Genomic DNA, 21,371 nt, shown 5'->3' on the forward strand with positions numbered 1-21,371 from the left:
GGTCAATATTTTAACATATTATGAAGCAATATGACGAGTATTAAAAAGCCTACAATATTTGTTTGATTGCTATATAACCAGTATGAAGCCCATAAACCAATAACATCAAGGCACTGGCGCGTTTGAAATAGAGACTTTTTAACAGATTTTGTAGCTGTTGAGCCATAGAACCGACTGCGATCATCGCAGGAAGCGTCCCAATTCCGAAGGCAAACATTACGCCTGCACCAGAAATGGCACTTCCAGAAACCGCCGCCCAGCTAAGTGTTGAATAGACCAATCCGCAAGGTAACCAGCCCCAAAGTAACCCGAACGGCAGGGCTGAAATTGGTGATTTAAGCGGTAATAGTGACTTGGCTGTCGGTGATAAATAACGCCATAGATATTGGCCTGCGCGTTCTATTTTTGTAATGCCTAACCACCACTGTCCGATATAAAGAGCCAGTAAAATCATCATGATAGCTGCAAATAGCCGCAGAGATACCAGCGCTGTCGAATAACCGCTTAGTGAAGCCACGCCAGCAAAGGCGCCGCCTATGATTGCTCCGGCAATAGCGTAAGATACAAGGCGGCCGATATTGTAACAAAACAGGTAAGGCCAACGACTCGATTGTTGTTGGCCTGGCATGCCGAGAGTTAGCGCTGCTGCAACGCCACCACACATACCCAAGCAGTGTCCTGCACCCATAAGTCCAATCACAAACGCTGCATAAAAATCGATGTTCACGACTCTTTATTACTCTCTTCTTGATGATTTGATTGTGATTTCTTCTGCGGGGAGTTATTTGGTTTGTCTTCATCGAAAAGGATGTCGTAACCCTGACGCTCAAGATCTTCAAACTGCTCGTTCTTCACAGCCCAGAGAAAGATGCCGACAGCGACGCAGACAAAAATGATCGCAATTGGTATTAACAAGTAAAGACTAGTCATTTTCTCTTAATAACCTTAAAGAGTTTGATACAACTATGATTGAGCTGGCTGACATCCCAACTACGGCTATATAAGGAGCAACAAACCCTGTAATGGCCAGTGGCAGAATGACAAGGTTGTAACCAAGAGCCCATGCCAGATTTTCACGAATAATTCTGCGAGTTTTGAGTGCCAGTTCTCGAGCTCGTAAAATTCGTGATAGTTGATCCCCAAGCAATACCATATCTGCAGAAGATTTGGCAACGTCCGTACCGCCACCCATAGCTACGGAAAGGTGAGCACCTGCCAAAACAGGGGCATCATTCACACCGTCACCAATCATAAGAGCAATATGATTTTTACCAAGATTACGAAGGTACTCCAATTTTCCTTCCGGGGTTGCACCCGCGACCAGGTTATCGATGTTCAATTTATCAGCCACAACCTGAGCATTGGCTGAATGGTCTCCGGTTAGCATAGTGACTTTAATTCCTGATGACTGAAATTGTTCAACCAGCTCTTTACTGTCTTCGCGGATAGGGTCATCAAGTTTGAAGCCTGCAATTAGCTGGTTATCACGAGAAAGCCATACTTGGAAACGATTATCGCAATGCTCTAAAAGGGTGTTCTTTTCTGGATGGTTTTCAAGAGTAAATTCAGCCTGACCAATGCGCCATTCACGACCATTTAACTTACCTTTTAGTCCTCGGCCAATAACATTCTCTACTTCATCGAATGTTATCGTTGAATTGCGATAGGCAACAAAAGCCCTGGCGATTGGGTGATTTGCAAAACGTTCTAATTCAGCAGACACAGCCAAGGCATCATTTTGAGAGACATCACTTAATAATTTAGTTTCAACTAATCGAACGTTGCCTTCAGTGAGCGTACCGGTTTTATCTATTACCAGTTGGTTTACTTTGCATAAGGTCTCGAGAACATGCCCTCGGCGCAAAAGAATGCCGAGCCTCCCTAAGCTTGATGTTGAACAAGTGATTGCTGTTGGTGTCGCCAGCGATAAAGCACAAGGACAAGTAGCTACCAGTACAGCAAGAGTGATCCACAATGCATCTTCTGGTTTTTGTTGGTGCCAGAAAAGCCAGGTACATGCTGCTATAATTAAGATTCCAGTCACGAAATAACGAGCAACAATATCAGCGACTTCAGCTACTTTGGGTTTCGATGTTTGTGCTTCATCTTGTAAGCGTACGATATTAGAGATCAGTGAATTTTGTCGATCTCTAGTAATTTGTAGCGCGATGTTGCCATCGCCATTTATCGTACCGGCATAAACCAAATCGCCCTGAGAACGTGATACAGGCATAGGTTCACCGGTAAGCATGGATTCGTCAATGGCGGTTTCACCACGAAGGATTTCCCCATCAGCAGGTAGGCTTTCACCAGGCAAAACAGTAATGATATCGCCGATGTTAAGTGTTTTGGCTGCAACCAGGGAACCGTCTTCCAGGGTTGCCATTGTTGGTACGAGTTTAAGCAGGTTAGCGCTGGCCGCTGCGGCTTGGCGACGGGCCCGCATTTCCAGAAAACGCCCAAGTAAAAGGAAGAAGGTAAACATTGAGATCGACTCAAAGAACACTTCGCCTTTTTCCATGACGGTCGCATAAAAGCTGGCGACATAAGCAAAGAGCAGGGCAATAGAAACCGGTACGTCCATGCCGAGGGCACGTGCCCGTATGTTTCGCCACGCATTAAGATAAAATGGCAGGGCGGAATACAGAAGTACCGGGGTAGCAAATATCAGGCTGACCCAGCGAAGGTAGTTCTTAAATTCTGTATCCAGGTCTCCAAATATTTCAAAATAGAGGGCAACCGCCAGCATCATCACCTGCATGGTTGCCAGGCCAGCAATCCCGAGCCGGTACAGGTAAGCTTTCATCGTCCGGTGGTATTGTTGCTCCTGGGCATCGGCTTCAAATGGAGCGGCTTTATAGCCTAACTGGTGAATTACAGAAAGCAGGTGACTTAGTTTCGTTTTTGCAGGATCCCAGTTCAGCAGAGCGCGGTGAGTGGTAGTATTAACCCGGATGGAAACAATCCCCGGTTCTCGCATCAGTTGTTTTTCAATCAACCAAGCACAAGCCGCGCAGGAAACACCATCCAACGATAGTGATACTTCTTTGCTGTTTTCGGTATCACGAACAAACTCCTGCTGAATTTCGTCATGATCATAAAGAAGAAGAGATTGTAACTGCTGTGGAACGAGATCGGCTTTTTCGGCGGGAGCGGTGCGGTATTCATAATAAGAGGTCAGGCCGCTCTCGACGATGGTCTGGGCGACCGCTTCACAGCCAGGGCAGCACATTTCGCGCATTTCACCCATGATTTCAACTTGGTGTTGGCAACCCTGAGGAACAGGATCGCCGCAATGGTAACAGTTATTTGTCATTCCTTAACCTGCCCGTACAACGAAATCGGGTCGGATGTTGGTAGGTTTACCTGTCCTTGTAACATCCAGTCGCCATCAAATGGTTCAAGCTCAACAAACCAAGGGCCTTCGAGCATATCAGGGGATTGAAAGCGGTAGGCTCCACTTAGATCTGCGCTCACCATTTGAGTAAAATCTTTATTGGATAGAGTTCGGTGCGTAAAGGTGACTCGCAAGTTTGGAAAGTTTTTGAGATCACCTTTATCGAAATTCACTAGGATGTTTTGCTCTGTAACTTTAACCGCAGCTTTTAAATTCAGCGCATCAGCCACACGAAGACGAGAAAGGTCCAGGTTAATTGCTTTACCTTTCTTATAATAATCTTCAGCCACAAGGTCGACATGGTTCTGAGAAAAGATATAGACGGCAGTTAAACTGTAAACAATCGAAATTGCAGGAATGGCAAAAACGAACCAAGGCCAAAACTGCTTATACCATGGTTTACACATAATGATTTCCTTTGAAGCTTTGATGGAAATAGCCCCTGAAAAATAACAGGGGCTTTATGTTATGTCTCAGTTTTTATTACTAATTTTTCAATCAATATGTAACCGAGTATGAATTGAGGTGTTACTTGTCTGTGTCGTTACTTAAACTCCATACATAGGAAGAAATTAGCTGAATTTTATCTTCGTCTAAAATGTCTTTCCATGCTGGCATCACACCTTGACGACCGTGAATAATAGTGGCTTCAACGGCACGACGAGAACCACCGTATAGCCAGGTATTATCAGTCAGATCCGGCGCACCAAATGCAGGGTTACCTTTACCATCAGTACCGTGACAAGCAGCACAAACTACAAATCGTTGTTTCCCTGCTGCAGCTTCTTTGGCATTAACCTTACGGCCAGACATGCTTAATACATAGCTGGTTACTTCCTTAACGCCATCTTTACCCAAAGTATCAATCCAGGCTGGCATTACACCTATGCGCCCCTGCATCACTGTTGTTTTAATGGTTTCCGCTTCACCGCCATACAGCCATGCATTGTCCGTGAGGCTAGGGTAGCCTAGTTGACCTCGGGCATCAGAGCCGTGGCACTGTGCACAGTTTTGGATGAACAGCCGTTGACCAACCTTGATTGCTTCTGGATCCGCTGCAATTTCAGTAATAGGTCGAAGTGTTTGCCCTGAACCATCATACGCAAGGGTTTTGAAAGTTTCGCCAAATCTTGCCTGAGCATCATCCAGCTCTTTGGCATACTGGTTTAAGCGTTGTTCCTTTTGAGCATTGGCAATAGCCAGCTTTGATTCTTCAAGCGAGCGGACTGTTTGGTCTGAACTCTGCCATCCCAAAAATCCTTTGTAGTTACCTAGACCTGGATACAAGAATAGGTAAAGAATGCCAAAGATAATGGTGCCCCAGAACATGTAGGACCACCATTTTGGCAACGGGTTGTTGATTTCACGAATACCGTCGTATTCGTGTCCCATATCTTCACCTTCTTCAACACCCATTTTATCTTTGCTACACCAGATAAGAATGGCTGCAATACCGGCCAGGGTGCCGAGCGTGATGATGATTATCCATAGACTCCAGAATGTAGTCATGCTTCCTAGCTCCTGTCTTTCTCACGCGTTGCCAAATCTTTTTCTTCATCAGCAAAAATGAGATTGGCTGCTTCTTCGAAACGAGGCTTTTGGCGTTTACTGTATGCCCAAAGAACGATACCAATAAAGCAGACGAACAAAAGGACTGTCCAAATGCTATGAATAGTTCCAATATCCATGGCGCCTCCTTATTTCATTGCGTGACCAAGCGACTGAAGGTAAGCAATGATTGCATCCATCTCAGTCTTGCCTTTCACTTCTTCACCAGCATTGGCAATTTGTTCTTCTGTGTAAGGAACACCGAAGATATTGCCAAATACGGCTAGCTTTTTGGACGTCAACTTGCCGTCAAGCTCGTTTTCTTCCAACCAAGGGAAGGCAGGCATGTTAGATTCAGGAACAACAGCACGAGGATCGCGCAAGTGAACGCGGTGCCAGTCATCAGAATAACGACCGCCAACACGAGCTAGATCAGGGCCGGTACGCTTCGAGCCCCACAGGAATGGATGTTCCCATACACTTTCGCCAGCAACAGAATAGTGGCCATAACGTTCGGTTTCAGAACGGAACGGACGTACCATCTGGCTGTGGCAAACATTACAGCCTTCGCGGATATAAATATCACGGCCTTCCATCTCCAGCGCCGTATAAGGGCGAAGGTTTTCAACTGGCTCAGTTGTCTGATCCTGATAAAGAAGCGGCGTAATTTCTACCAATGCACCAAAGCTGATGGCAATAACGATAAGGATCGCTAGAAGGCCGACATTTCTTTCTACAATTTCATGACGATTATTAGCCATTGTCGGTACTCCTTATGCTGGTTGCTCAGTTGCTTTTAGGCTTTCTTTAGGTGCAACAATTGTCTTATAGGCGTTGTATGCCATTAGGAACATACCAGCCAGGAAGATTGCACCACCTACGAAGCGAACGAAGTAGAATGGATAAGAAGCCTGTAGAGATTCCACGAAGCTATAGGTTAACGTACCGTCAGTATTAACTGCACGCCACATCAAACCTTGCATTACACCGGAAATCCACATTGCAACGATATAAAGAACAGTACCGATTGTTGCCAGCCAGAAGTGAATGTTGATCAACTTGATAGAGAACATACGTTCTTGGCTGAATAGTTTTGGAATCAGGTGGTAAACCGCACCGATAGAAACCATCGCAACCCAACCTAGCGCACCAGAATGTACATGACCGATAGTCCAGTCTGTATAGTGAGAAAGGGCGTTAACTGTCTTGATAGACATCATAGGGCCTTCGAAGGTAGACATACCGTAGAAGGACAATGAAACCACCAAGAATCGTAGGATAGGGTCGTAGCGAAGTTTATGCCATGCACCGGACAGCGTCATGATACCGTTGATCATACCACCCCAGGACGGAGCGAACAGGATCAGTGACATCACCATACCTAGCGACTGAGTCCAGTCGGGTAGTGCTGTATAGTGGAGGTGGTGAGGACCGGCCCAGATATATAGGGAAACCAAGGCCCAGAAGTGAACGATAGAAAGACGGTAAGAATAAACAGGGCGACCAGCTTGTTTAGGTACAAAATAGTACATCATACCGAGGAAGCCGGCAGTCAGAAGGAAACCTACCGCATTATGTCCATACCACCATTGAACCATTGCATCTACTGCACCGGAGTAAACCGAGTATGATTTAGTCATGGAGACAGGAATTGCCATGCTGTTCACGATGTGAAGAACTGCGACTGTCAGAATGAAGGCACCGAAGAACCAGTTCGCAACATAGATATGCGACGTGTTTCTTTTAATCATTGTGCCGAAGAAGACAATGGCATAGGACACCCAGACAACTGCAATCGCGATATCAATCGGCCATTCCAGCTCTGCGTATTCTTTACCAGACGTCCATCCCATTGGCAGCGAAATAGCTGCAGATAAGATGATGGCTTGCCAGCCCCAGAAGGTGAACGATGCTAACTTACCACCGAAAAGTCTTGTCTGACACGTACGCTGAACTACGTAATAAGACGTAGCGAAAAGCGCACTGGTACCGAAGGCGAAAATTACTGCATTGGTATGCAGTGGACGCAAACGGCTATAAGTCAACCAAGGTAGGTCGAAGTTGAGCGCCGGCCACACCAGTTGAGCGGCAATCAATACACCAACGCCCATTCCGACAATTCCCCAAAGTATTGTTGTTAAGGTAAATTGACGAACGACCGTATAGTTGTAGTTTTGTTCAAGCTGCTTTACTTGGCTCATGTTGCATGCTTCCAATTTGAATTGTTGAACTACACTCGTTTTCCTTGTGCGAACAACTAGTTGTCGCAATGCCACCCAAAGCTTATTCAATACCTTATTGTTTGTTTAACAACTCAGTTTTTGAATTGCTATTTTGTTGTAAAAGTGGCATTTTCAGTACACATAATACTTTAATTAACAAGTGATTGACAGAGTTTAAACCACAACTTATTTACGGTTAGATAACATTTATGTGAAAAGTTTGAACTCAGTAACACGTAACAGTAACGGGAAATCATGGCTGCAGAAAAACTAACAAAAGCTAGGCTAATTCAAATTTTATTTTTGATGGCGGTATTGATAACAGTATTTGTATGGAGAACAGTAACATATGATGATGTGAAGCCTGTGGATGAAAGTGCGGTTCATTGTCAGATTACAGCAGACTCTTGTGTGATTAATGGAAAGGAACAAGGACTTGAGTTGGCTATTCAGCCATTTCCAGCGAAGGCGAACTCCGAACTTGTTATACAAACTGATAACGCAAATGTAAAACCTGTTGCCATGGTTGAAGGTGTGAAAATGTACATGGGTACAATTCCAGTAATCTTCGAGAAACAAGGTAATGGTTGGATAGGTAAGTTCAGTGTGCCTGAGTGTGTGCACGATAAAATGGCCTGGGCCATTACACTCAAGCAAGGTGAGAAAACAATTATTGCAGAGTTTACAGTTGAAAAGTGATTGTTAATTAGTCACATTTTGGCTCAAAGTTCGACTTTCAGAGGCTTGGACTATCAAGCCTCTGAACTCAATTGTTATTCTGCATAAATCATCTTTTTCGTCATTCCTCCATCAATGGTAAAGTTTTGTCCGGTAACAAAACCCGCATCATTACTTAGCAGGAAGTTAACCATTGACGCAATGTCTCCTACTGATCCAACCTTGCCTGTCAGGTGCTGATGGTGATCTATTAGTCGAAGTTCATCATTTCTGGTATCAATCCAGCCAGGAGAAATGCAATTTACCCGAACATGAGGACCGACACTGGTTGCAAGCGCATGGGTAAGGGAGAGCAAACCACCTTTTGAGGCGCTGTATGCTTCAGTATTTGGCTCAGATTGAATAGCACGTGTTGACGCTATATTTACAACAGCACCGCGATTAGCTTTTAGCATCGGCATACATAGCTTAGTTACTATCAAAGGGGCTGTGAGGTTAACTGCAATCACCTTATTCCATTCATACAGTTCAAGCTCTTCAAAGGGAGTATTGTATGGGTTCGCAATAGCAGCGTTGTTAACTAAGCCATCAAGTCGGCCAAATTGATCATGAATTTCTCTAATGATTGCATCCATTTCCGATTCATTGGTTACATCGGCTTGTCGGAACCTGATTGTAGGGTTAGTGGCAACCAATTCGTAGCCCGCTTCTTCATCGATATCAACTGCAACGACAATCGTGCCTTTATCACTTAGATGTTCACAAATACCTTTACCAATGCCTTTAGCCCCACCGGTAACTAAAACAACAGAATTCTTCATGCTTCCTTTCACTTAGTTTAGAAATTGAATGCTTTATATAGGTTAACGATAAAAAAGCCTTTAACTTTAGCCATAAATTCATAAAAAACGCATTAGTTTGCTGATTGCAAATATAAAAGTAGCTATGATTGAAGCTACACATAACAATAAATATGAACATATGGATATAGCTACAAGCTTTTCTGCTTTTCATTCATCAGACCATGCAGTTTCAGATGCAATTCGCAAATTGAAAAGTAAAATCACAAACCCAAGACTTATTCTTGTTTACTTCTCTGAAAATTATGACGATGCACTAATTCAGCAAGCTCTCACCACGGCATTTCCAGACGCGCAGATACTCGGTTGTTCATCATGTCAAGGTGTAATGACTGATGAGGGATATAACAGGGGAGAAGGGATAGCGCTTTGGGCTATGTGTGATTACAACGGTGCATTTGGGAGCGCGATTGTATCAACCAAACAATCACCTTATGACATGGCTCGTCAGGCCTTACTTCGTGCAATAGAAAATAGTGGGCGTCCCGGTGAGCTTCCGGCATTGATATTGCTTCATGCAAGTCCAGGAAAAGAAGAAGATGTCATAAAAGGCATTGAAGATGAGCTTGGATCACCTGTACCGATTGTTGGCGGTAGCGCAGCTGATGATCATGTAAAGGGAAACTGGAGGATTTTTACTCATGAACAACGATGTCAGGAAGGTGTTGGCTTATGTGTGCTTTATCCATCCTGCAATATCAGTTACTCATTCCATTCTGGTTATGCCAGCACAGGTTTAAGTACTGTAGTAACTCGAACTGATGGACGAGAACTGGTTGAGCTTAATAACAAGCCAGCGATAGAAGTTTACCAGTCATGGTTGGGGCAGGAGCTGTCTGATGAAAATAGCATTGTCTCGAAGAGCAGCTTAAACCCTTTGGGACGTGTAGCTGGTAGAATTCATGATCTTCCTTATTTTAAGCTTGCCCATCTGTTAAAAGTAACACCACGAGGTGGCATTGAGTTATTTGCAACAGTGGAAGAGGGAGAAGAGCTGTTTTTTATGGAAGGAACCAAAGAGCGTTTGATCACCAGAGCAGGCAGGGTAATCAACTCGGCTTTTGATATTGGCAGTGTCAATAGTTCGCTTGATCCTATCGGAGGGATCACAATTTATTGTGCCGGTTGCATGCTTCAGGTTCAGAACCGCATGGAAGAGGTCGCTGAACATGTAAATAAAGCAATGCACCATGCTCCTTTTGTTTGCCCTTTTACTTTTGGTGAGCAGGGGCAGTTTATTGGTGGTGAAAATGCACATGGAAATTTGATGATTTCTGCGGTTTTATTTCATAGGGACTAGCCATGCCAAGTTATGAATCAGAAAAGCTTCAAGAGACATTACTTGATTTAATGCGAAGCCAAGAACGCGAAAAACAACTTCGTGAAGAAAATGCGGCTATTCTTGCTGGCATGTCAGCAATGGCAGGGGCGAATAATAAGCGTCAAGTATTCAATAGCTTATTATCAGTGCTTCGTAAATATATTGGTTTTGAACACGCTCTTGTTGTTACCCGAGAAGACGAAACAGCGCCTCTAAAAGAACTTGTTACAACGTGTCGTTATTTCGAATCAAGCGTCTGGCCTGTGAACCAGACTTTTATTCGAAGTATGAATGGTGAGAGTATTGCCTTATTTGATCCCGAGAAGGTTATTGAATTCAAAGGCTTGCCTGATTGCATGCTTCACTATTGTAAATCTGTATTGCTGACGGGTGTGAAGGTCAGTTCCGGTGATGCGCTTCTTATATTCCTTCATTCTGAACGTGGGCAGTTCACACCACAATGTCGTCGAGTACTTGACCGTTTTCGACCACTATTAGAACGGGCAATTATCGATATTGATTATCGAGAGCGTCTCCAATCTCTTGTAACCGCGCGTACACTTGAATTAACACATAGCCAGCAACGATTCAGGGATTTTGCAAAAACTGTGGGCGATTGGTTCTGGGAGGTCGATACCGATTTTCAATTCACCTATATATCATCACCAAACCTTGCCAACCATGTAATTGATAATGAAAGTATTTTTGAAATATTTGATGGGCAGACAGAACTAGAAAAAGAACTTCGGACCAAGCTGGAGCAAAATGTATCCTTTGAAGATCTTGAATGGCAATTGCCTGATAGTGAAGGGGGATTATGGATCAGCTTCAGTGGTACGCCATATTTTACCAAACAGGGTAAGTTGTTGGGTTATAGGGGGACTGCAAAAGATATCACACACCGAAAGAAGCAGTTGTTTGAGTTGCAAGAAGCACGCAAACAAGCGGAATCTGCCAATAAGGCTAAATCACAATTTCTGGCAATGATGAGCCATGAGATAAGAACACCGCTAAATGCTGTTTTAGGGCTGATGGACACATTAGCCGATTCTGGTCTTAATGACGAACAAAAGAGCTGGATAAATCAGATGGACCAATCAGCTCAGCTTCTTCTTACCATCATTAACGATATTCTGGATCTGTCTCGAATCGAATCAGGTAATTTTGAGTTGTATAACGGTAATATGCGATTGGAAGATAGCATAAACTTGGTCGTAAATCAGCTTAAAGAGCAAGCAAAAAAGAAAGGTATAGCACTAACATCGAACATAGCACCTGACGTGCCGAAGACCATGTTTGGTGACAAGAACAGAATAGCCCAGGTTATGTTTAACCTCATTGGTAATGCCTTGAAGTTCACCAACCGAGGTTATGTCTCTGTAGATGTTACCAAAGAAGACAATCATGTCGTCATTGCCGTAAAAGATACCGGCATAGGCATTGCGGCAGAAGCTCAAAAAAATCTGTTCAATCCATTTATTCAGGCTGATGGCAGTATAACCAGGCGTTATGGTGGTACAGGTTTAGGATTAGCGATCAGCCAACATTTGATCAATAAAATGAATGGAAAAATAACGCTGCAAAGCCAGTCGAATAAAGGTAGTTGCTTTACAGTTTATATCCCAATTTCAAACCCGTCAGTTGAGATCGTACCGACAAAGATTGTTCAGGAAACAAAACTGGCAAAACCATTGAATATCTTATTAGCTGAAGATAGCAATACAAACCAGTTAGTTGCGAAGTTAATGCTTGAAAAGCGTGGCCACCAAGTTGCTATTGCAAATAATGGAGAAGAAGCCATCGCGATACTAACTCAAGATAAGCAGCAGTTTGATATCGTATTAATGGATATTTCGATGCCAGTGCTTGATGGCCTGGAGGCCACGCGACAGCTTCGAAAAAAAAATCACGATATACCGATTATTGCATTAACAGCGAATGCCATGCAGTCAGATCAAGATGAATACAAAAAAGCTGGCATGGATGGATTTCTCGCAAAACCTATTCAAACGGCTGAGCTAAATCTGATGCTCGATAAGTACCAGTTGTTAGCCTTAACCGGATAATGCGCCTAATAAAAACGCCAGACAAAAATGTCTGGCGTTTTTAGCTTGGTTTGGTTAAACCAAGCTGTAATTATCACTTTATTTTGAAGAACCAGGCAAACTGACCATTTGCAGCAGAGCTTAAAAATAGGTGTTAATTACCTATTTTATGGTAAATAGCCAATACTGTTAAATTGTCCAGTATGCTTGGCGAACTGTGTCGAGAGGGGCCGCTCAATTGAGAGAATGTAGCGGCCAGAGCAATCCTCAACGTAAAAGAACCTGTTCCTTGAGATCGTATTTAACATAAGGTACATAATGCGCACTGAGGGGTTTCCAGTTCAAAGTTGTCACTGTATTCCATTGAGCAAATCTGATTAAGCTGAGTCATCGACTTAGCTGTGTAACCTTCGTCAGGAAAATAAGCCACAATCATTTCCGGTGTGATTTCTTCAAAGTAGATTTTGTTATCAAGCATACTGACTTTCTCCCTAGTTTGTTTTTATGCTTCAGCTTCCAGCGGCTCAATCACTTGGCCAAATCTTTTAAGCTCAAATTGACGATAAAGCTGGAACTATGAACGCGGCATACGGCGGCTGTCCTTCATCGACCTGTAATTTGCCCGCTTAAATGTGCGTAAGCATCTTGTTCTCGAATGATACGTGGCGGCTTGCCATCTTTACCAGGCATTGTTCGTGAGTTTACTTTCACGTCATCCTCGAAAATTTCAATTTTTAACATGGTTATACGCTCCTTATGCGACTGCTCTGAATGGTAAAACATTGGATTCTGCAACGACTGGCATCCTGTACCAATGTGGAACGTGAAGCGGTTTCACATCGATAACTTCGGAACGCTTAAGCGTTGGGCACATACGACTAACATCGAACTGCTGACCAATATCGATACCAATTTGTTTGAGTCTTGATTTATGCTCATAAAACTGAGAACGGTTAAGAATCTGTTTTATATCTGTCCCGCTCTGCCACATGATTGCATAGCTTTGTGTGGCAAAACATGGTTATAGATAGCCACACAGTCATCAATAGACTGCAAACCATTTTGGCCTAGCAGGATGGAAGGTTTTGAGCGGTTTTTAAGATGGGCGGGCTCGGCCAGTTTTAGCATGGAGTAAAAATCGGCGTTTGGTGGTTGGCCTTAGTATGGCTTTGCCATGGTAGTACAAAGAAAAGCGTTACAAGCAGAGTTAGCAACGCTTTTCTATTGGTCAGTTAATCCGTGTTTGTTTTCATCGCTGACTGGATTACATCTGCATACTCAGATAACGCTGACATATGATTTTCTAGTACACCGTTATGCACAGCAGAGCGAGTGGATGCCCCTAAAAGATCAGCTCTAAAGCACATGAAACAGCCATTGCCCTTTTAACATCATCATTAGAGTTATGATAAAAGGATTTTGCATCTTTCGAACCAAAATCAAAGGCGACTTTGAGGTAGTCATTAAAAGATACGGAACTGACAACCTTTACATTCATGTCTGACATTTATTGTCTCCAAAGTTATGATACAGCACCAATTGTAATATGGTTGCATATGGTGTATTTCAAGGTGGAATATCGTTGTTTTGTTAAAACAAATACAAAACTTAGGAGCTCAATAAGCATCAATTTGTATCTGGTATAGGGGGTGGCGGGTTGGTACGCATTATGAAGTTATGTTACGGGCTAGCAGCTTGCTGACGATTCTCACGATGACAGCGCAGGCCGCGTTCGTGACCGCGGGCTGATATCCCTCGCCCACCTTTTCTGACACTGCTAGGCGGTCAGTACCGACCGCAAACCACTCAACATAACTGCATACCACATAATGCGCACGGAGGGGGGTAAGAACCATTTAGAAGTGTCAGGTTTGAAACTTCAGAGCACTCTTTTTCTAGCGTGTTATCTGGAGCCAATGAGATGTTGCTGATCATGACTGATGATGAATTATTGCGGATTAAACTTATCCAAGACATTTGTGACAAACGGCTCACTGGTGCTGAAGCTGCCCGAATTTACTCTCATTAAAGCATGGCCAGCCAGGTAATCACCGACATGATGATAAATTGAAATTACGCATATTAGCCTTAGTCCACGAATACTACGCTGACTTTGGGCCAACTCTGGCGCATGAGAAACTCACAGAGCTTCATGGTATTCACGTATCAGTGTTGAAATCTTGCGTCAATGGATGATCACTGACGACTTGTGGGTTCCCCATGCCAAAGCCTCGCCATCGCTGTGACTGTTTAGGTGAACTGATCCAAATCGACGGTTCCCATCATGACTTCACACGTCACCCTAACTTCATTGAGGTAAGGTTATGTCGTAACTATGCTCTGGATCGTTTTTTCAACACCAGCGTAAGCGTAGTCCGCTTCCCTAGCCTTTGAATTTTGATTTCTGTCTCAATAGACTTTGATATGTAGTTCAGAGCTGGTAATGCTGCTTAAAAAATCAATCTCTGCAACCCAACCGTGATCATATAACTTTTTGTGTAGTCGACGCTGAACCTCAATAACAATACCTGGTGCACAGGCATAGCTCAATTGTGATTGAAAAAAGCCATTCTTTTTTAGTTTGGGAATGATATGGCTAAGCGAAGAATTAAGTTCTTCAGAAATCACATCTTCATTCTGGTCTATAAAATCTTGTTTATTGATCATTGCTACACCTCTTTATACTTTTAGTTCAATCATAGTTCTCCTAGACTTTATAAAGGGTTATTTGTAGCTACTATTCAATAAACAGGCTGTTACGCTGTCACGACTTGCTCTTTTCCTATGTGCTCTATGTTGAATTATTAATAACAATGCTTGTTATGCTAGACATGGTGATCTATCTTTATATGCATGCAAATCAATATGCTGTGGTCGGATGAGCTTCATGGATAGATTTTTGATTGTTGAAGATAATAAATTAATGGCTGAGATATTAGCTCAGATCTTGAGGAAGTGTACCAATCCTCGAGAGATCATCAAAGTGAGTAATGTTTCAACAGCACAAAGAGCATTAATTGACGCTAGCGATAGAATCGATGCTATTTTTCTTGATTTGAATATTGAAAACCCTCTTGATGGTATCGAGTTACTCAGCTATATCAAAAAAAATTTACCTAAGATGCCCGTCGCAATTATTACCTCAGAAAGTGAAACCGAAGTCGTTAAAAAGGTACTTTCTCATCAGCCTCAAGACTACCTGATTAAGCCACTTTCTGTGCATAAAGTTCAGCGAAGCTTAGAAAAGTTTAGAGCTACAATTAGGCGGGAAGTAGACAAAGCTCAGTAGAAGTACGCTTATTAATGAGAAACTAAAACATCATACAGCCTATAATTTAATGGCATTTGAAGGAAAGCTTAGACCCATCAAAAATCAGCTTTGACAATAATCTTTTGACTTGCTGACTTCCCAACTCATCAAATATTAAACCATAGCGATAAAATGCCCCGCTACGCTGTCCATGTTTGCTCTTTACCTTGCCTGATAAGTGATACTCTTCTTCGGTATTGGGGTTTTGGACCACAATGGTTAGTGAACTATCTTCTTCAAACTGAAGGCCGGTAACATCATGCTGAAAACCACTGCCATGCTTGGACAGATCCGTAAAATCCACCAGCAACTTCCGATTTGATAATGGAATCATTCCCTGTAAGCTGACATCATATCGTGGTTCACTGCGCAATTGAATAAGCTCAGCAGTCATTGGCAGATCCAGTACTAACAAACGTACAGGCTTAAAAAGGATTTGTGAGATCTGCGTTTTAAAGTTGATAATGGCGCCTTCACCTCTTTCCGAGATCGCCTTTACTTTTAACCAAAAACCATCATAAAAATACTGATCGAATTCAGCTTTGCTGAGTGTTGGCAGCTCCAGAAATATTTCATCTCGGTTATTGGTGCCGATAAAAATTGTATCAACCCGAAACCAGCGTCCTAGTGGAGTTTTAACGCTGATTGTAACGTCACTGCCATGGCTGATCATAGCGATCCCTTGCGAGCCTGACACTGTTTTTTCTCTGTTTTTGTTAGACAGAAAGCATTCTCTTAGCTCATTTCCATATCGTTTCAACATCTATCCTACTGTTATTATTACCTTTATTCCCATATGTATAGGATTTTAATCAGAAAGCATAAATTTACAACAGCTCTTGTCAAGATATTATAAATTAGTTGAATGATTGATTGTTTTTGTTTTTGAATTTGGAGTATTTTTGAGTTTAAGCAATAAAATTATAGTGCATTAGGTTGAAGTTAGTTTGGCCCGAAAATGCAATCAAAACTAGAGATCGGCGGATATAATGCCCGTGAGGAAAGCAATCTAATTATTTGACGGATAATGGTTTTTAGGTAGAATGCCATCATAAATAACAATCCCTCCTTTTATATGGCAATAACAATAAGAGATACCGAAAAACACTACTTCATGATTGAAGAACTAAAAAGCCTGACTAATAGTAATGTTACAACTAAAGCTTTAATCAAAGGCGGCTATCTGGCTGTTGAGTTAGGTAAGAACTATGAAGAAGAAAAGGAAAAACGTATTAAGGCTGAAACCGAGCTTGCGGCTTTAAAAGCAACGATTAACCAATATCTAATTAGCAAGCAAGCTTTAAATGATTCCCTAAAATAATCAGACAGCCCTTAATTAGGGCTTCTTTTCATCAACGATTCAGGCACTGCTATTGCTTCTAAGGCTTGCGCTTTAACATACTCCCCTGACCTATTTCTCGTGATAACTCACCATATAATCCTTTTCTGCATACGGATATTTTTTATGTATATACAATATAGAACTAACGTTTTTCCTTAGTGCGTTTTAAACGCTTTGATTTATAGTCAGCTCATCAAACCCTGTGTTTAAATCAAACTCGCGGTTAAATTCCAGGTTCTCATAACTAACCAAACAAACTTCAGCGGTATAAGAAACCATAGAGCCATCCATTAGATGTCCTCCATACACGTTCCCCTGTTTGTCAGCGACAGAAATGTGAAGATGAACATGTGTCGGCGTTAATGTACCGGCAAGGGTCAGGATTTCCATAGGCCCATCCAGAGCAAGAGATTGCCCCTCATCAGCCAAACGGATATTCACCGCCGTTAAACAACCAACACAACTTAAGAGAGAGCCCGCGTTAATTGAATTTGCCTGAATATAATCGAGAATTGCCAGTTTTAAATCGACGCCTTTTGTCAGGCGAAATGCATGAGGTGTAAGCATAAGAGTTGCCAATTAAAGTAGTAACGTTTAGGTGATATTTATACAAAAAAAGACTTCCGGAGAAGCCTTCTTACAATCTAGTGATGTTAAGCGCGTCGACCGCGTTTTTTGGTTGAGCCTGTATGTGGGAAAACATTATGGATGCGCTGTTTTACTTTGCTTGGAACTGATTTGGAAAAAACCAGCTTAGTCGCAAAACGGTTTTTATAGACTTTGATTTTTCCGGAAAACGGTTGTTTATGAGCAATATCCTTGCAACCAATCAGGAAGCCATGAGGAATATTGCCTTTTGAATGCGTCAGCTCACCATCTTCAAACTTCAACACCATAACCGGTCTGTCTTTAAACACAAGACAGAACACAATAATGGCCAATACAATGACATATTCCATTCACTTACTCCTTTAAGCGGATATTCTTATAAGCGTATATTAAAAATAGCAGTCGACTGCCGGAGAATGCGTTCAACAAGTGACAGTCTAAGACGATTATTCGAGATCAATATCTAGCAGGTTATGAAGGTCATTCTTGATATCCAATACTTTCTTACTAGCAATTTCAGACTTATTGCTTTCACTCAAAAGATATTCAATCGTATCAGATAAGGTACAATCCAATTCTTTGGATTTTTCTGCCAGCCTCTCCCAAACACGAAAATCTAAATCGATAGACTTCTTGCGCGTATGAATTTGCTCAGCATTAAAATGGCGCTTACGCTTGGCACGAATAGCCTGTTTTAGCTTCTTATCAAGATCCGGTGACATATGCTTGGCAATCCATTTGATCACCTTTGTTGGTTCATGCTCAATAGCAAGCAAGCCCTGTACAGCTGCTTCTGCCTCGCTGGTATCAACATAACAGGTGATGGACTCACCTTCTTTCCATTTCTTTACCAGGTACTTCCATTTCCAACCGGCTTCGAGGTTTTCAAGCTGCTGATATTTCATATTCGTCGAGGATTCTCAATAATGCTACACTTCAAACAGTGACAGTGTAACTGCTGGTGTTTAAAAGCTCAATTACCTTTTGATATTAACTGGTTGTTTTCAGAGCATTTCGAACTATCATCAAAAAATACTCATACCAAGGTACACGACTCTCAAAACGAATCAACGCTATTGTAAACAATGGCTGAGCTGTACTGAAAGACAAATCCAACAAATATCGTCATTACCTGCCTATTATGCGGGCATTGATTCCATTATACTGCTGTCTTTTTCACAGTAACGAAATAAAGCTCAAGCCTATGCATGAAGAATCCTGGCGTACGATGACCCCAGACTACTCAAAGTTTCACTCTATCCTAGACAAGTACGTCGATCTGATGCCTGCTCGTATCGGCACATTACAAGATCGTCTTACCGACGCCGTACGCCGGTTTGCCTCCGTTGACTTACAGCCTCGCGTTCTTCGTATCACAGCGCCTGACAACAAAGTTTATCGCGACTATGTCATCGAGCTGCTGGCTCATTACGATGCTGAAGCTCAACAGAAAAAATCGAAACAACGGATATCGGGCAATAAAACCGATAACGGTAATGGCAATAATACAGTCATTGTTGTGGGCGAGAACGTAACAGAACAGAGCCTGTTCGGAGCCGTTTATCCACCAAGTGAAGATGACAAGCTAGCTAAGCCGCAAATCAAACATGGCTTAGTTCACCAAGCCAATAACGGCTACCTGGTTCTATCCGTTACCAGTATTTTAAGTAACCCGAGCCTGTGGCCACGCCTTAAAAGTGTACTGATGAATGGCTCTCTTGAGTGGCAACCATCATCAAGAAAGACGTTGTATTCCCTTCCACCAGCAGAACAACTCAATGTTAAATTGGTTCTGATCGGTGACCGTTACCTGATGGCTGAACTGGAAAATGCCGAGCCGGATATCTCCACAGGCTTTTCAATGTACGGTGAATTCGAGCAAGATCTGCTTTTGAACGAAGAAAGCATGTCGCTGTACCTGTCTTACCTGAAAGAAATCATTCATAAAGCAGAGCTCCCAGAGCTGGCAGATCGAGACGCACTGGAAATTGTACTCAAAACCGGCGCTCGACATGCCGAAGACCAAACTCGTGTTCCTCTATGCCCTATCTGGCATCAAAACCTGCTTTGTGAAGCTGCTATCGAGTCTGAGGGGCAGAAAATTACTGCGCAAGCCCTCAAAAACTCCTTACAAGCCCGTGAATACCGCGAATCTTATCTGCCAGAGCGTGCAATTGAAGACATTCACCTCGGTCAGGTTGTTATCGATTGTAAAGGTGAAGAAATTGGCCAGGTTAATGGCCTAACCGTCGTTGAAATGCCGGGACATCCTCGAGCGTACGGAGAACCAGCACGTATCTCTTGCGTTGTACACTTTGGTGATGGTGATATCTCTGACGTTGAACGTAAAGCCGAGCTTGCCGGTAATATCCACGCTAAAGGGATGATGATCATGCAGGCTTTCGTTAGCTCTGCACTCGATTTAGACCAACCCTTACCTTTCTCCTCCTCTATCGTATTTGAGCAATCTTACTGCGAAGTTGATGGTGACAGTGCGTCGCTAGCTGAACTATGCTCATTAGTATCTGCACTAGCTGTTCAGCCAATCAACCAACAGATTGCTGTGACGGGCGCAGTAGACCAATTTGGTCGTGTACAAGCCGTTGGGGGGATCAACGAAAAAGTTGAAGGTTTCTATAAGGTATGTGCTTTCCGCGGCCTTACCGGCAAGCAGGGCGTTATTTTACCTAAGACGAACCTAAGCAACCTATGTCTCAATGATGAGGTGCTGGAAGCAATCCGGGCCGGTAAATTCCATCTTTGGGCCGTAGAAGGCGTTGATGATGCCCTACCATTGTTAACTGGCAAAGCTTTCCGTGGTGAAAAAGAAGACACGGATACCTTACTGGCCAAGATAGCGCAGCGAATTGATCACTTTCATCATGGCGATCATGATAATGAAGTCAATTGGTTAACTTATATCCGTAACTGGTTTGTCCAGAACTGATCCGAGTTGTTAGGCGTACAGGTGTAAGCTAAATTGCCAGCATACATTTCAAGGAGCTTAATAAGTCTGATGAAACGCCAGCAATCTTATACTTACGAAGAACTAGTTGCATGTGGTAAAGGCGAACTATACGGTCCATCTTTCCCATCTTTACCATCTGACAACATGTTGATGATTGACCGTATCGTTAAAATCACTGATGAAGGCGGTGACCACGGAAAAGGCTACATCCAAGCAGAACTGGATATTAACCCAGATCTTTGGTTCTTTGACTGCCACTTTAAAGGTGACCCTGTAATGCCAGGGTGCCTTGGTCTTGATGCAATGTGGCAACTAGTTGGTTTCTTCCTGGGCTGGGTCGGCGGTGAAGGTAAAGGCCGTGCTCTTGGTGTTGGCGAAGTGAAGTTCACTGGCCAAATCTTGCCTGAGGCAAAGAAAGTTACCTATGAAATTCAGTTGAAGCGTGTAATTAACCGTAAACTGATTATGGGCGTGGCTGATGGCCGTGTTCTCGTTGATGGTAAAGAGATTTACGTAGCAAAAGATCTGAAAGTTGGTCTGTTTAAAGATACCTCAACGTTCTAAAAAACTATCGTAATGATATCTAAGAAGGTCGCGAAAGCGGCCTTTTTTATTATCCAATCAAAATTTTACCACAGGCTGGCAACATGTGACCGCGTAACCTGAACCCATGACATCCCTACCCTGTAACCTTTTATGCATGCCAAAATTAGCGGTAGACAGCATATGATGCCATGAAGTTATACAGATATGAAAAAGCCCCTTCTCCTGAAAGGGGCTCAATAAGGGTGATATGAAGGGAGTGTTATTTATAGAGGCCAGATTGCAGATCTTCCCTTGCATCTCGCCAGCCACCTAGCCAATTAGTACGGGCATCCGTCGCTTGATACGGACAATCTTCACTGGAACGACCATTAATTCCGGCTTTATAGCCACGAGCCTGTGCGCGCTCCAAACGATCCCGCTTTTGTCTCTTCATAAGTGCGATCCTCATCCTTATTTGGTTTCTTTCATTCATTACAGTTTCATAATGATGGAGTTTTTTGTGACTCCACTTATAAGAATTAGCCA

At 42.9% G+C, this 21,371-nt stretch carries 25 protein-coding genes and 2 pseudogenes; 8 read left to right on the forward strand and 19 right to left on the reverse strand.

Features of this window, described 5'->3' with window-relative positions; genetic code table 11:
• Window positions 1-49: 49 nt before the first annotated feature.
• The 8 genes from Q0852_RS13320 to ccoN all read right to left on the reverse strand — a co-directional run bounded on the left by Q0852_RS13320 (window position 50) and on the right by ccoN (window position 7,146).
• Window positions 50-727 carry a sulfite exporter TauE/SafE family protein gene (locus Q0852_RS13320; protein ID WP_299018679.1) on the reverse strand — a complete coding sequence of 226 codons (678 nt, stop codon included), beginning with the start codon at window positions 725-727 and terminating at the stop codon, window positions 50-52.
• The gene (gene ccoS / locus Q0852_RS13325) at window positions 724-930 is read right to left on the reverse strand and encodes a cbb3-type cytochrome oxidase assembly protein CcoS (RefSeq protein ID WP_299018681.1); all 207 of its coding nucleotides are present in this window, start codon (window positions 928-930) and stop codon (window positions 724-726) included. Before ccoS ends, Q0852_RS13320 begins: the two co-directional genes overlap by 4 nt.
• Entirely contained in the window at window positions 923-3,316 is a 2,394-nt protein-coding gene (locus Q0852_RS13330) for a heavy metal translocating P-type ATPase (protein WP_299018683.1), read from the reverse strand. The genes ccoS and Q0852_RS13330 overlap by 8 nt, the downstream gene beginning before the upstream one ends.
• The gene (locus tag Q0852_RS13335; RefSeq protein ID WP_299018684.1) at window positions 3,313-3,804 is read right to left on the reverse strand and encodes a FixH family protein; all 492 of its coding nucleotides are present in this window, start codon (window positions 3,802-3,804) and stop codon (window positions 3,313-3,315) included. The genes Q0852_RS13330 and Q0852_RS13335 overlap by 4 nt, the downstream gene beginning before the upstream one ends.
• Before the next feature lie 121 nt (window positions 3,805-3,925).
• Window positions 3,926-4,906 carry a cytochrome-c oxidase, cbb3-type subunit III gene (gene ccoP, locus Q0852_RS13340; protein ID WP_299018686.1) on the reverse strand — a complete coding sequence of 327 codons (981 nt, stop codon included), beginning with the start codon at window positions 4,904-4,906 and terminating at the stop codon, window positions 3,926-3,928.
• Window positions 4,907-4,911: 5 nt separating this feature from the next.
• On the reverse strand, window positions 4,912-5,085 hold the full coding sequence (locus Q0852_RS13345; RefSeq protein ID WP_299018688.1) for a CcoQ/FixQ family Cbb3-type cytochrome c oxidase assembly chaperone: 174 nt from the start codon (window positions 5,083-5,085) through the stop codon (window positions 4,912-4,914).
• A gap of 9 nt (window positions 5,086-5,094) precedes the next feature.
• On the reverse strand, window positions 5,095-5,706 hold the full coding sequence (ccoO, locus tag Q0852_RS13350; protein WP_299018690.1) for a cytochrome-c oxidase, cbb3-type subunit II: 612 nt from the start codon (window positions 5,704-5,706) through the stop codon (window positions 5,095-5,097).
• A gap of 12 nt (window positions 5,707-5,718) precedes the next feature.
• Window positions 5,719-7,146, reverse strand: coding sequence for a cytochrome-c oxidase, cbb3-type subunit I (ccoN, locus tag Q0852_RS13355; protein WP_299018692.1), 1,428 nt, complete (start codon window positions 7,144-7,146; stop codon window positions 5,719-5,721).
• Window positions 7,147-7,422: 276 nt separating this feature from the next.
• Between ccoN and Q0852_RS13360 the strand changes: the two genes are divergently transcribed.
• Complete coding sequence (locus tag Q0852_RS13360) at window positions 7,423-7,866, forward strand: hypothetical protein (RefSeq protein ID WP_299018694.1); 444 nt, start codon at window positions 7,423-7,425, stop codon at window positions 7,864-7,866.
• A 74-nt stretch (window positions 7,867-7,940) separates the two neighbouring features.
• On the opposite strand, the gene Q0852_RS13365 is transcribed toward Q0852_RS13360, so the two are convergent.
• On the reverse strand, window positions 7,941-8,666 hold the full coding sequence (locus Q0852_RS13365; RefSeq protein WP_299018695.1) for an SDR family oxidoreductase: 726 nt from the start codon (window positions 8,664-8,666) through the stop codon (window positions 7,941-7,943).
• 160 nt (window positions 8,667-8,826) lie between these two features.
• On the opposite strand from Q0852_RS13365, the gene Q0852_RS13370 reads away from it, so the two are divergent.
• Together Q0852_RS13370 and Q0852_RS13375 are read left to right on the forward strand one after the other, a co-directional pair.
• Window positions 8,827-10,005, forward strand: coding sequence for an FIST signal transduction protein (locus Q0852_RS13370; RefSeq protein ID WP_299018766.1), 1,179 nt, complete (start codon window positions 8,827-8,829; stop codon window positions 10,003-10,005).
• A gap of 2 nt (window positions 10,006-10,007) precedes the next feature.
• Window positions 10,008-12,092: a PAS domain-containing hybrid sensor histidine kinase/response regulator gene (locus Q0852_RS13375; RefSeq protein ID WP_299018696.1), complete on the forward strand. Its 2,085-nt coding sequence runs from the start codon at window positions 10,008-10,010 to the stop codon at window positions 12,090-12,092.
• A 280-nt stretch (window positions 12,093-12,372) separates the two neighbouring features.
• Here the strand turns inward: Q0852_RS13375 and Q0852_RS13380 are convergent, their stop codons facing one another.
• The 4 genes and pseudogenes from Q0852_RS13380 to Q0852_RS13395 form a co-directional block, all read right to left on the reverse strand.
• Window positions 12,373-12,549 carry a hypothetical protein gene (locus tag Q0852_RS13380; protein WP_299018699.1) on the reverse strand — a complete coding sequence of 59 codons (177 nt, stop codon included), beginning with the start codon at window positions 12,547-12,549 and terminating at the stop codon, window positions 12,373-12,375.
• 125 nt (window positions 12,550-12,674) lie between these two features.
• Window positions 12,675-12,812 (reverse strand): single-stranded DNA-binding protein, encoded by a 138-nt coding sequence (locus tag Q0852_RS13385; RefSeq protein ID WP_299018701.1) that lies wholly within the window; start codon window positions 12,810-12,812, stop codon window positions 12,675-12,677.
• Window positions 12,813-12,825: 13 nt separating this feature from the next.
• A pseudogene (locus Q0852_RS13390) lies at window positions 12,826-13,083 on the reverse strand (phage/plasmid replication protein); the annotation flags it as partial.
• Window positions 13,084-13,413: 330 nt separating this feature from the next.
• The gene (locus tag Q0852_RS13395; protein ID WP_299018703.1) at window positions 13,414-13,578 is read right to left on the reverse strand and encodes a hypothetical protein; all 165 of its coding nucleotides are present in this window, start codon (window positions 13,576-13,578) and stop codon (window positions 13,414-13,416) included.
• Between the two features lie 426 nt (window positions 13,579-14,004).
• Between Q0852_RS13395 and Q0852_RS13400 the strand changes: the two are divergent.
• Window positions 14,005-14,363: pseudogene (locus Q0852_RS13400) on the forward strand (ISNCY family transposase); the annotation flags it as partial.
• 117 nt (window positions 14,364-14,480) lie between these two features.
• On the opposite strand, the gene Q0852_RS13405 reads toward Q0852_RS13400, so the two are convergent.
• Window positions 14,481-14,738 (reverse strand): hypothetical protein, encoded by a 258-nt coding sequence (locus Q0852_RS13405; protein WP_299018705.1) that lies wholly within the window; start codon window positions 14,736-14,738, stop codon window positions 14,481-14,483.
• 220 nt (window positions 14,739-14,958) lie between these two features.
• On the opposite strand from Q0852_RS13405, the gene Q0852_RS13410 reads away from it, so the two are divergent.
• Complete coding sequence (locus Q0852_RS13410; RefSeq protein WP_299018707.1) at window positions 14,959-15,360, forward strand: response regulator; 402 nt, start codon at window positions 14,959-14,961, stop codon at window positions 15,358-15,360.
• A 46-nt stretch (window positions 15,361-15,406) separates the two neighbouring features.
• Here the strand turns inward: Q0852_RS13410 and Q0852_RS13415 are convergent, their stop codons facing one another.
• Window positions 15,407-16,144 carry a flagellar brake protein gene (locus tag Q0852_RS13415; protein ID WP_299018709.1) on the reverse strand — a complete coding sequence of 246 codons (738 nt, stop codon included), beginning with the start codon at window positions 16,142-16,144 and terminating at the stop codon, window positions 15,407-15,409.
• A 351-nt stretch (window positions 16,145-16,495) separates the two neighbouring features.
• Here Q0852_RS13415 and Q0852_RS13420 point away from each other — a divergent pair, with 351 nt between their 5' ends.
• On the forward strand, window positions 16,496-16,702 hold the full coding sequence (locus Q0852_RS13420) for a hypothetical protein (protein ID WP_299018711.1): 207 nt from the start codon (window positions 16,496-16,498) through the stop codon (window positions 16,700-16,702).
• 186 nt (window positions 16,703-16,888) lie between these two features.
• Here Q0852_RS13420 and Q0852_RS13425 read toward each other — a convergent pair whose 3' ends face one another.
• The 3 genes from Q0852_RS13425 to matP form a co-directional block, all read right to left on the reverse strand.
• Window positions 16,889-17,290: a PPC domain-containing DNA-binding protein gene (locus Q0852_RS13425; RefSeq protein WP_299018713.1), complete on the reverse strand. Its 402-nt coding sequence runs from the start codon at window positions 17,288-17,290 to the stop codon at window positions 16,889-16,891.
• An 86-nt stretch (window positions 17,291-17,376) separates the two neighbouring features.
• Window positions 17,377-17,682, reverse strand: a complete 306-nt coding sequence (locus Q0852_RS13430) for a DUF3634 family protein (RefSeq protein ID WP_299018715.1) — start codon at window positions 17,680-17,682, stop codon at window positions 17,377-17,379.
• A 96-nt stretch (window positions 17,683-17,778) separates the two neighbouring features.
• The gene (matP, locus tag Q0852_RS13435; protein WP_299018717.1) at window positions 17,779-18,237 is read right to left on the reverse strand and encodes a macrodomain Ter protein MatP; all 459 of its coding nucleotides are present in this window, start codon (window positions 18,235-18,237) and stop codon (window positions 17,779-17,781) included.
• Window positions 18,238-18,536: 299 nt separating this feature from the next.
• On the opposite strand from matP, the gene Q0852_RS13440 reads away from it, so the two are divergent.
• A complete protein-coding gene (locus Q0852_RS13440) occupies window positions 18,537-20,279 on the forward strand; it encodes a Lon protease family protein (protein WP_299018719.1) in 1,743 nt (580 codons plus the stop codon).
• Window positions 20,280-20,348: 69 nt separating this feature from the next.
• Window positions 20,349-20,864: a 3-hydroxyacyl-[acyl-carrier-protein] dehydratase FabA gene (gene fabA / locus Q0852_RS13445; RefSeq protein ID WP_299018721.1), complete on the forward strand. Its 516-nt coding sequence runs from the start codon at window positions 20,349-20,351 to the stop codon at window positions 20,862-20,864.
• Window positions 20,865-21,105: 241 nt separating this feature from the next.
• On the opposite strand, the gene rmf is transcribed toward fabA, so the two are convergent.
• Window positions 21,106-21,279 carry a ribosome modulation factor gene (gene rmf, locus Q0852_RS13450; protein ID WP_299018723.1) on the reverse strand — a complete coding sequence of 58 codons (174 nt, stop codon included), beginning with the start codon at window positions 21,277-21,279 and terminating at the stop codon, window positions 21,106-21,108.
• Between the last annotated feature and the right edge of the window lie 92 nt (window positions 21,280-21,371).

Origin of the sequence: uncultured Photobacterium sp., assembly GCF_947502415.1 — a bacterium.
In the GTDB taxonomy this organism is placed as follows: Bacteria; Pseudomonadota; Gammaproteobacteria; order Enterobacterales; family Vibrionaceae; genus Photobacterium.

Excerpts from the sequence above, each read along its gene's own strand:
- ccoS (WP_299018681.1), bottom strand. The coding sequence starts at position 930 with ATGACTAGTCTTTACTTGTTAATACCAATTGCGATCATTTTTGTCTGC.
- Q0852_RS13330 (WP_299018683.1), bottom strand. The coding sequence starts at position 3,316 with ATGACAAATAACTGTTACCATTGCGGCGATCCTGTTCCTCAGGGTTGC.
- Q0852_RS13335 (WP_299018684.1), bottom strand. The coding sequence starts at position 3,804 with ATGTGTAAACCATGGTATAAGCAGTTTTGGCCTTGGTTCGTTTTTGCC.
- ccoP (WP_299018686.1), bottom strand. The coding sequence starts at position 4,906 with ATGACTACATTCTGGAGTCTATGGATAATCATCATCACGCTCGGCACC.
- Q0852_RS13345 (WP_299018688.1), bottom strand. The coding sequence starts at position 5,085 with ATGGATATTGGAACTATTCATAGCATTTGGACAGTCCTTTTGTTCGTC.
- ccoO (WP_299018690.1), bottom strand. The coding sequence starts at position 5,706 with ATGGCTAATAATCGTCATGAAATTGTAGAAAGAAATGTCGGCCTTCTA.
- ccoN (WP_299018692.1), bottom strand. The coding sequence starts at position 7,146 with ATGAGCCAAGTAAAGCAGCTTGAACAAAACTACAACTATACGGTCGTT.
- Q0852_RS13360 (WP_299018694.1), top strand. The coding sequence starts at position 7,423 with ATGGCTGCAGAAAAACTAACAAAAGCTAGGCTAATTCAAATTTTATTT.
- Q0852_RS13365 (WP_299018695.1), bottom strand. The coding sequence starts at position 8,666 with ATGAAGAATTCTGTTGTTTTAGTTACCGGTGGGGCTAAAGGCATTGGT.
- Q0852_RS13370 (WP_299018766.1), top strand. The coding sequence starts at position 8,827 with ATGGATATAGCTACAAGCTTTTCTGCTTTTCATTCATCAGACCATGCA.
- Q0852_RS13375 (WP_299018696.1), top strand. The coding sequence starts at position 10,008 with ATGCCAAGTTATGAATCAGAAAAGCTTCAAGAGACATTACTTGATTTA.
- Q0852_RS13380 (WP_299018699.1), bottom strand. The coding sequence starts at position 12,549 with ATGCTTGATAACAAAATCTACTTTGAAGAAATCACACCGGAAATGATT.
- Q0852_RS13385 (WP_299018701.1), bottom strand. The coding sequence starts at position 12,812 with ATGTTAAAAATTGAAATTTTCGAGGATGACGTGAAAGTAAACTCACGA.
- Q0852_RS13395 (WP_299018703.1), bottom strand. The coding sequence starts at position 13,578 with ATGTCAGACATGAATGTAAAGGTTGTCAGTTCCGTATCTTTTAATGAC.
- Q0852_RS13405 (WP_299018705.1), bottom strand. The coding sequence starts at position 14,738 with ATGATCAATAAACAAGATTTTATAGACCAGAATGAAGATGTGATTTCT.
- Q0852_RS13410 (WP_299018707.1), top strand. The coding sequence starts at position 14,959 with ATGGATAGATTTTTGATTGTTGAAGATAATAAATTAATGGCTGAGATA.
- Q0852_RS13415 (WP_299018709.1), bottom strand. The coding sequence starts at position 16,144 with ATGTTGAAACGATATGGAAATGAGCTAAGAGAATGCTTTCTGTCTAAC.
- Q0852_RS13420 (WP_299018711.1), top strand. The coding sequence starts at position 16,496 with ATGATTGAAGAACTAAAAAGCCTGACTAATAGTAATGTTACAACTAAA.
- Q0852_RS13425 (WP_299018713.1), bottom strand. The coding sequence starts at position 17,290 with ATGCTTACACCTCATGCATTTCGCCTGACAAAAGGCGTCGATTTAAAA.
- Q0852_RS13430 (WP_299018715.1), bottom strand. The coding sequence starts at position 17,682 with ATGGAATATGTCATTGTATTGGCCATTATTGTGTTCTGTCTTGTGTTT.
- matP (WP_299018717.1), bottom strand. The coding sequence starts at position 18,237 with ATGAAATATCAGCAGCTTGAAAACCTCGAAGCCGGTTGGAAATGGAAG.
- Q0852_RS13440 (WP_299018719.1), top strand. The coding sequence starts at position 18,537 with ATGCATGAAGAATCCTGGCGTACGATGACCCCAGACTACTCAAAGTTT.
- fabA (WP_299018721.1), top strand. The coding sequence starts at position 20,349 with ATGAAACGCCAGCAATCTTATACTTACGAAGAACTAGTTGCATGTGGT.
- rmf (WP_299018723.1), bottom strand. The coding sequence starts at position 21,279 with ATGAAGAGACAAAAGCGGGATCGTTTGGAGCGCGCACAGGCTCGTGGC.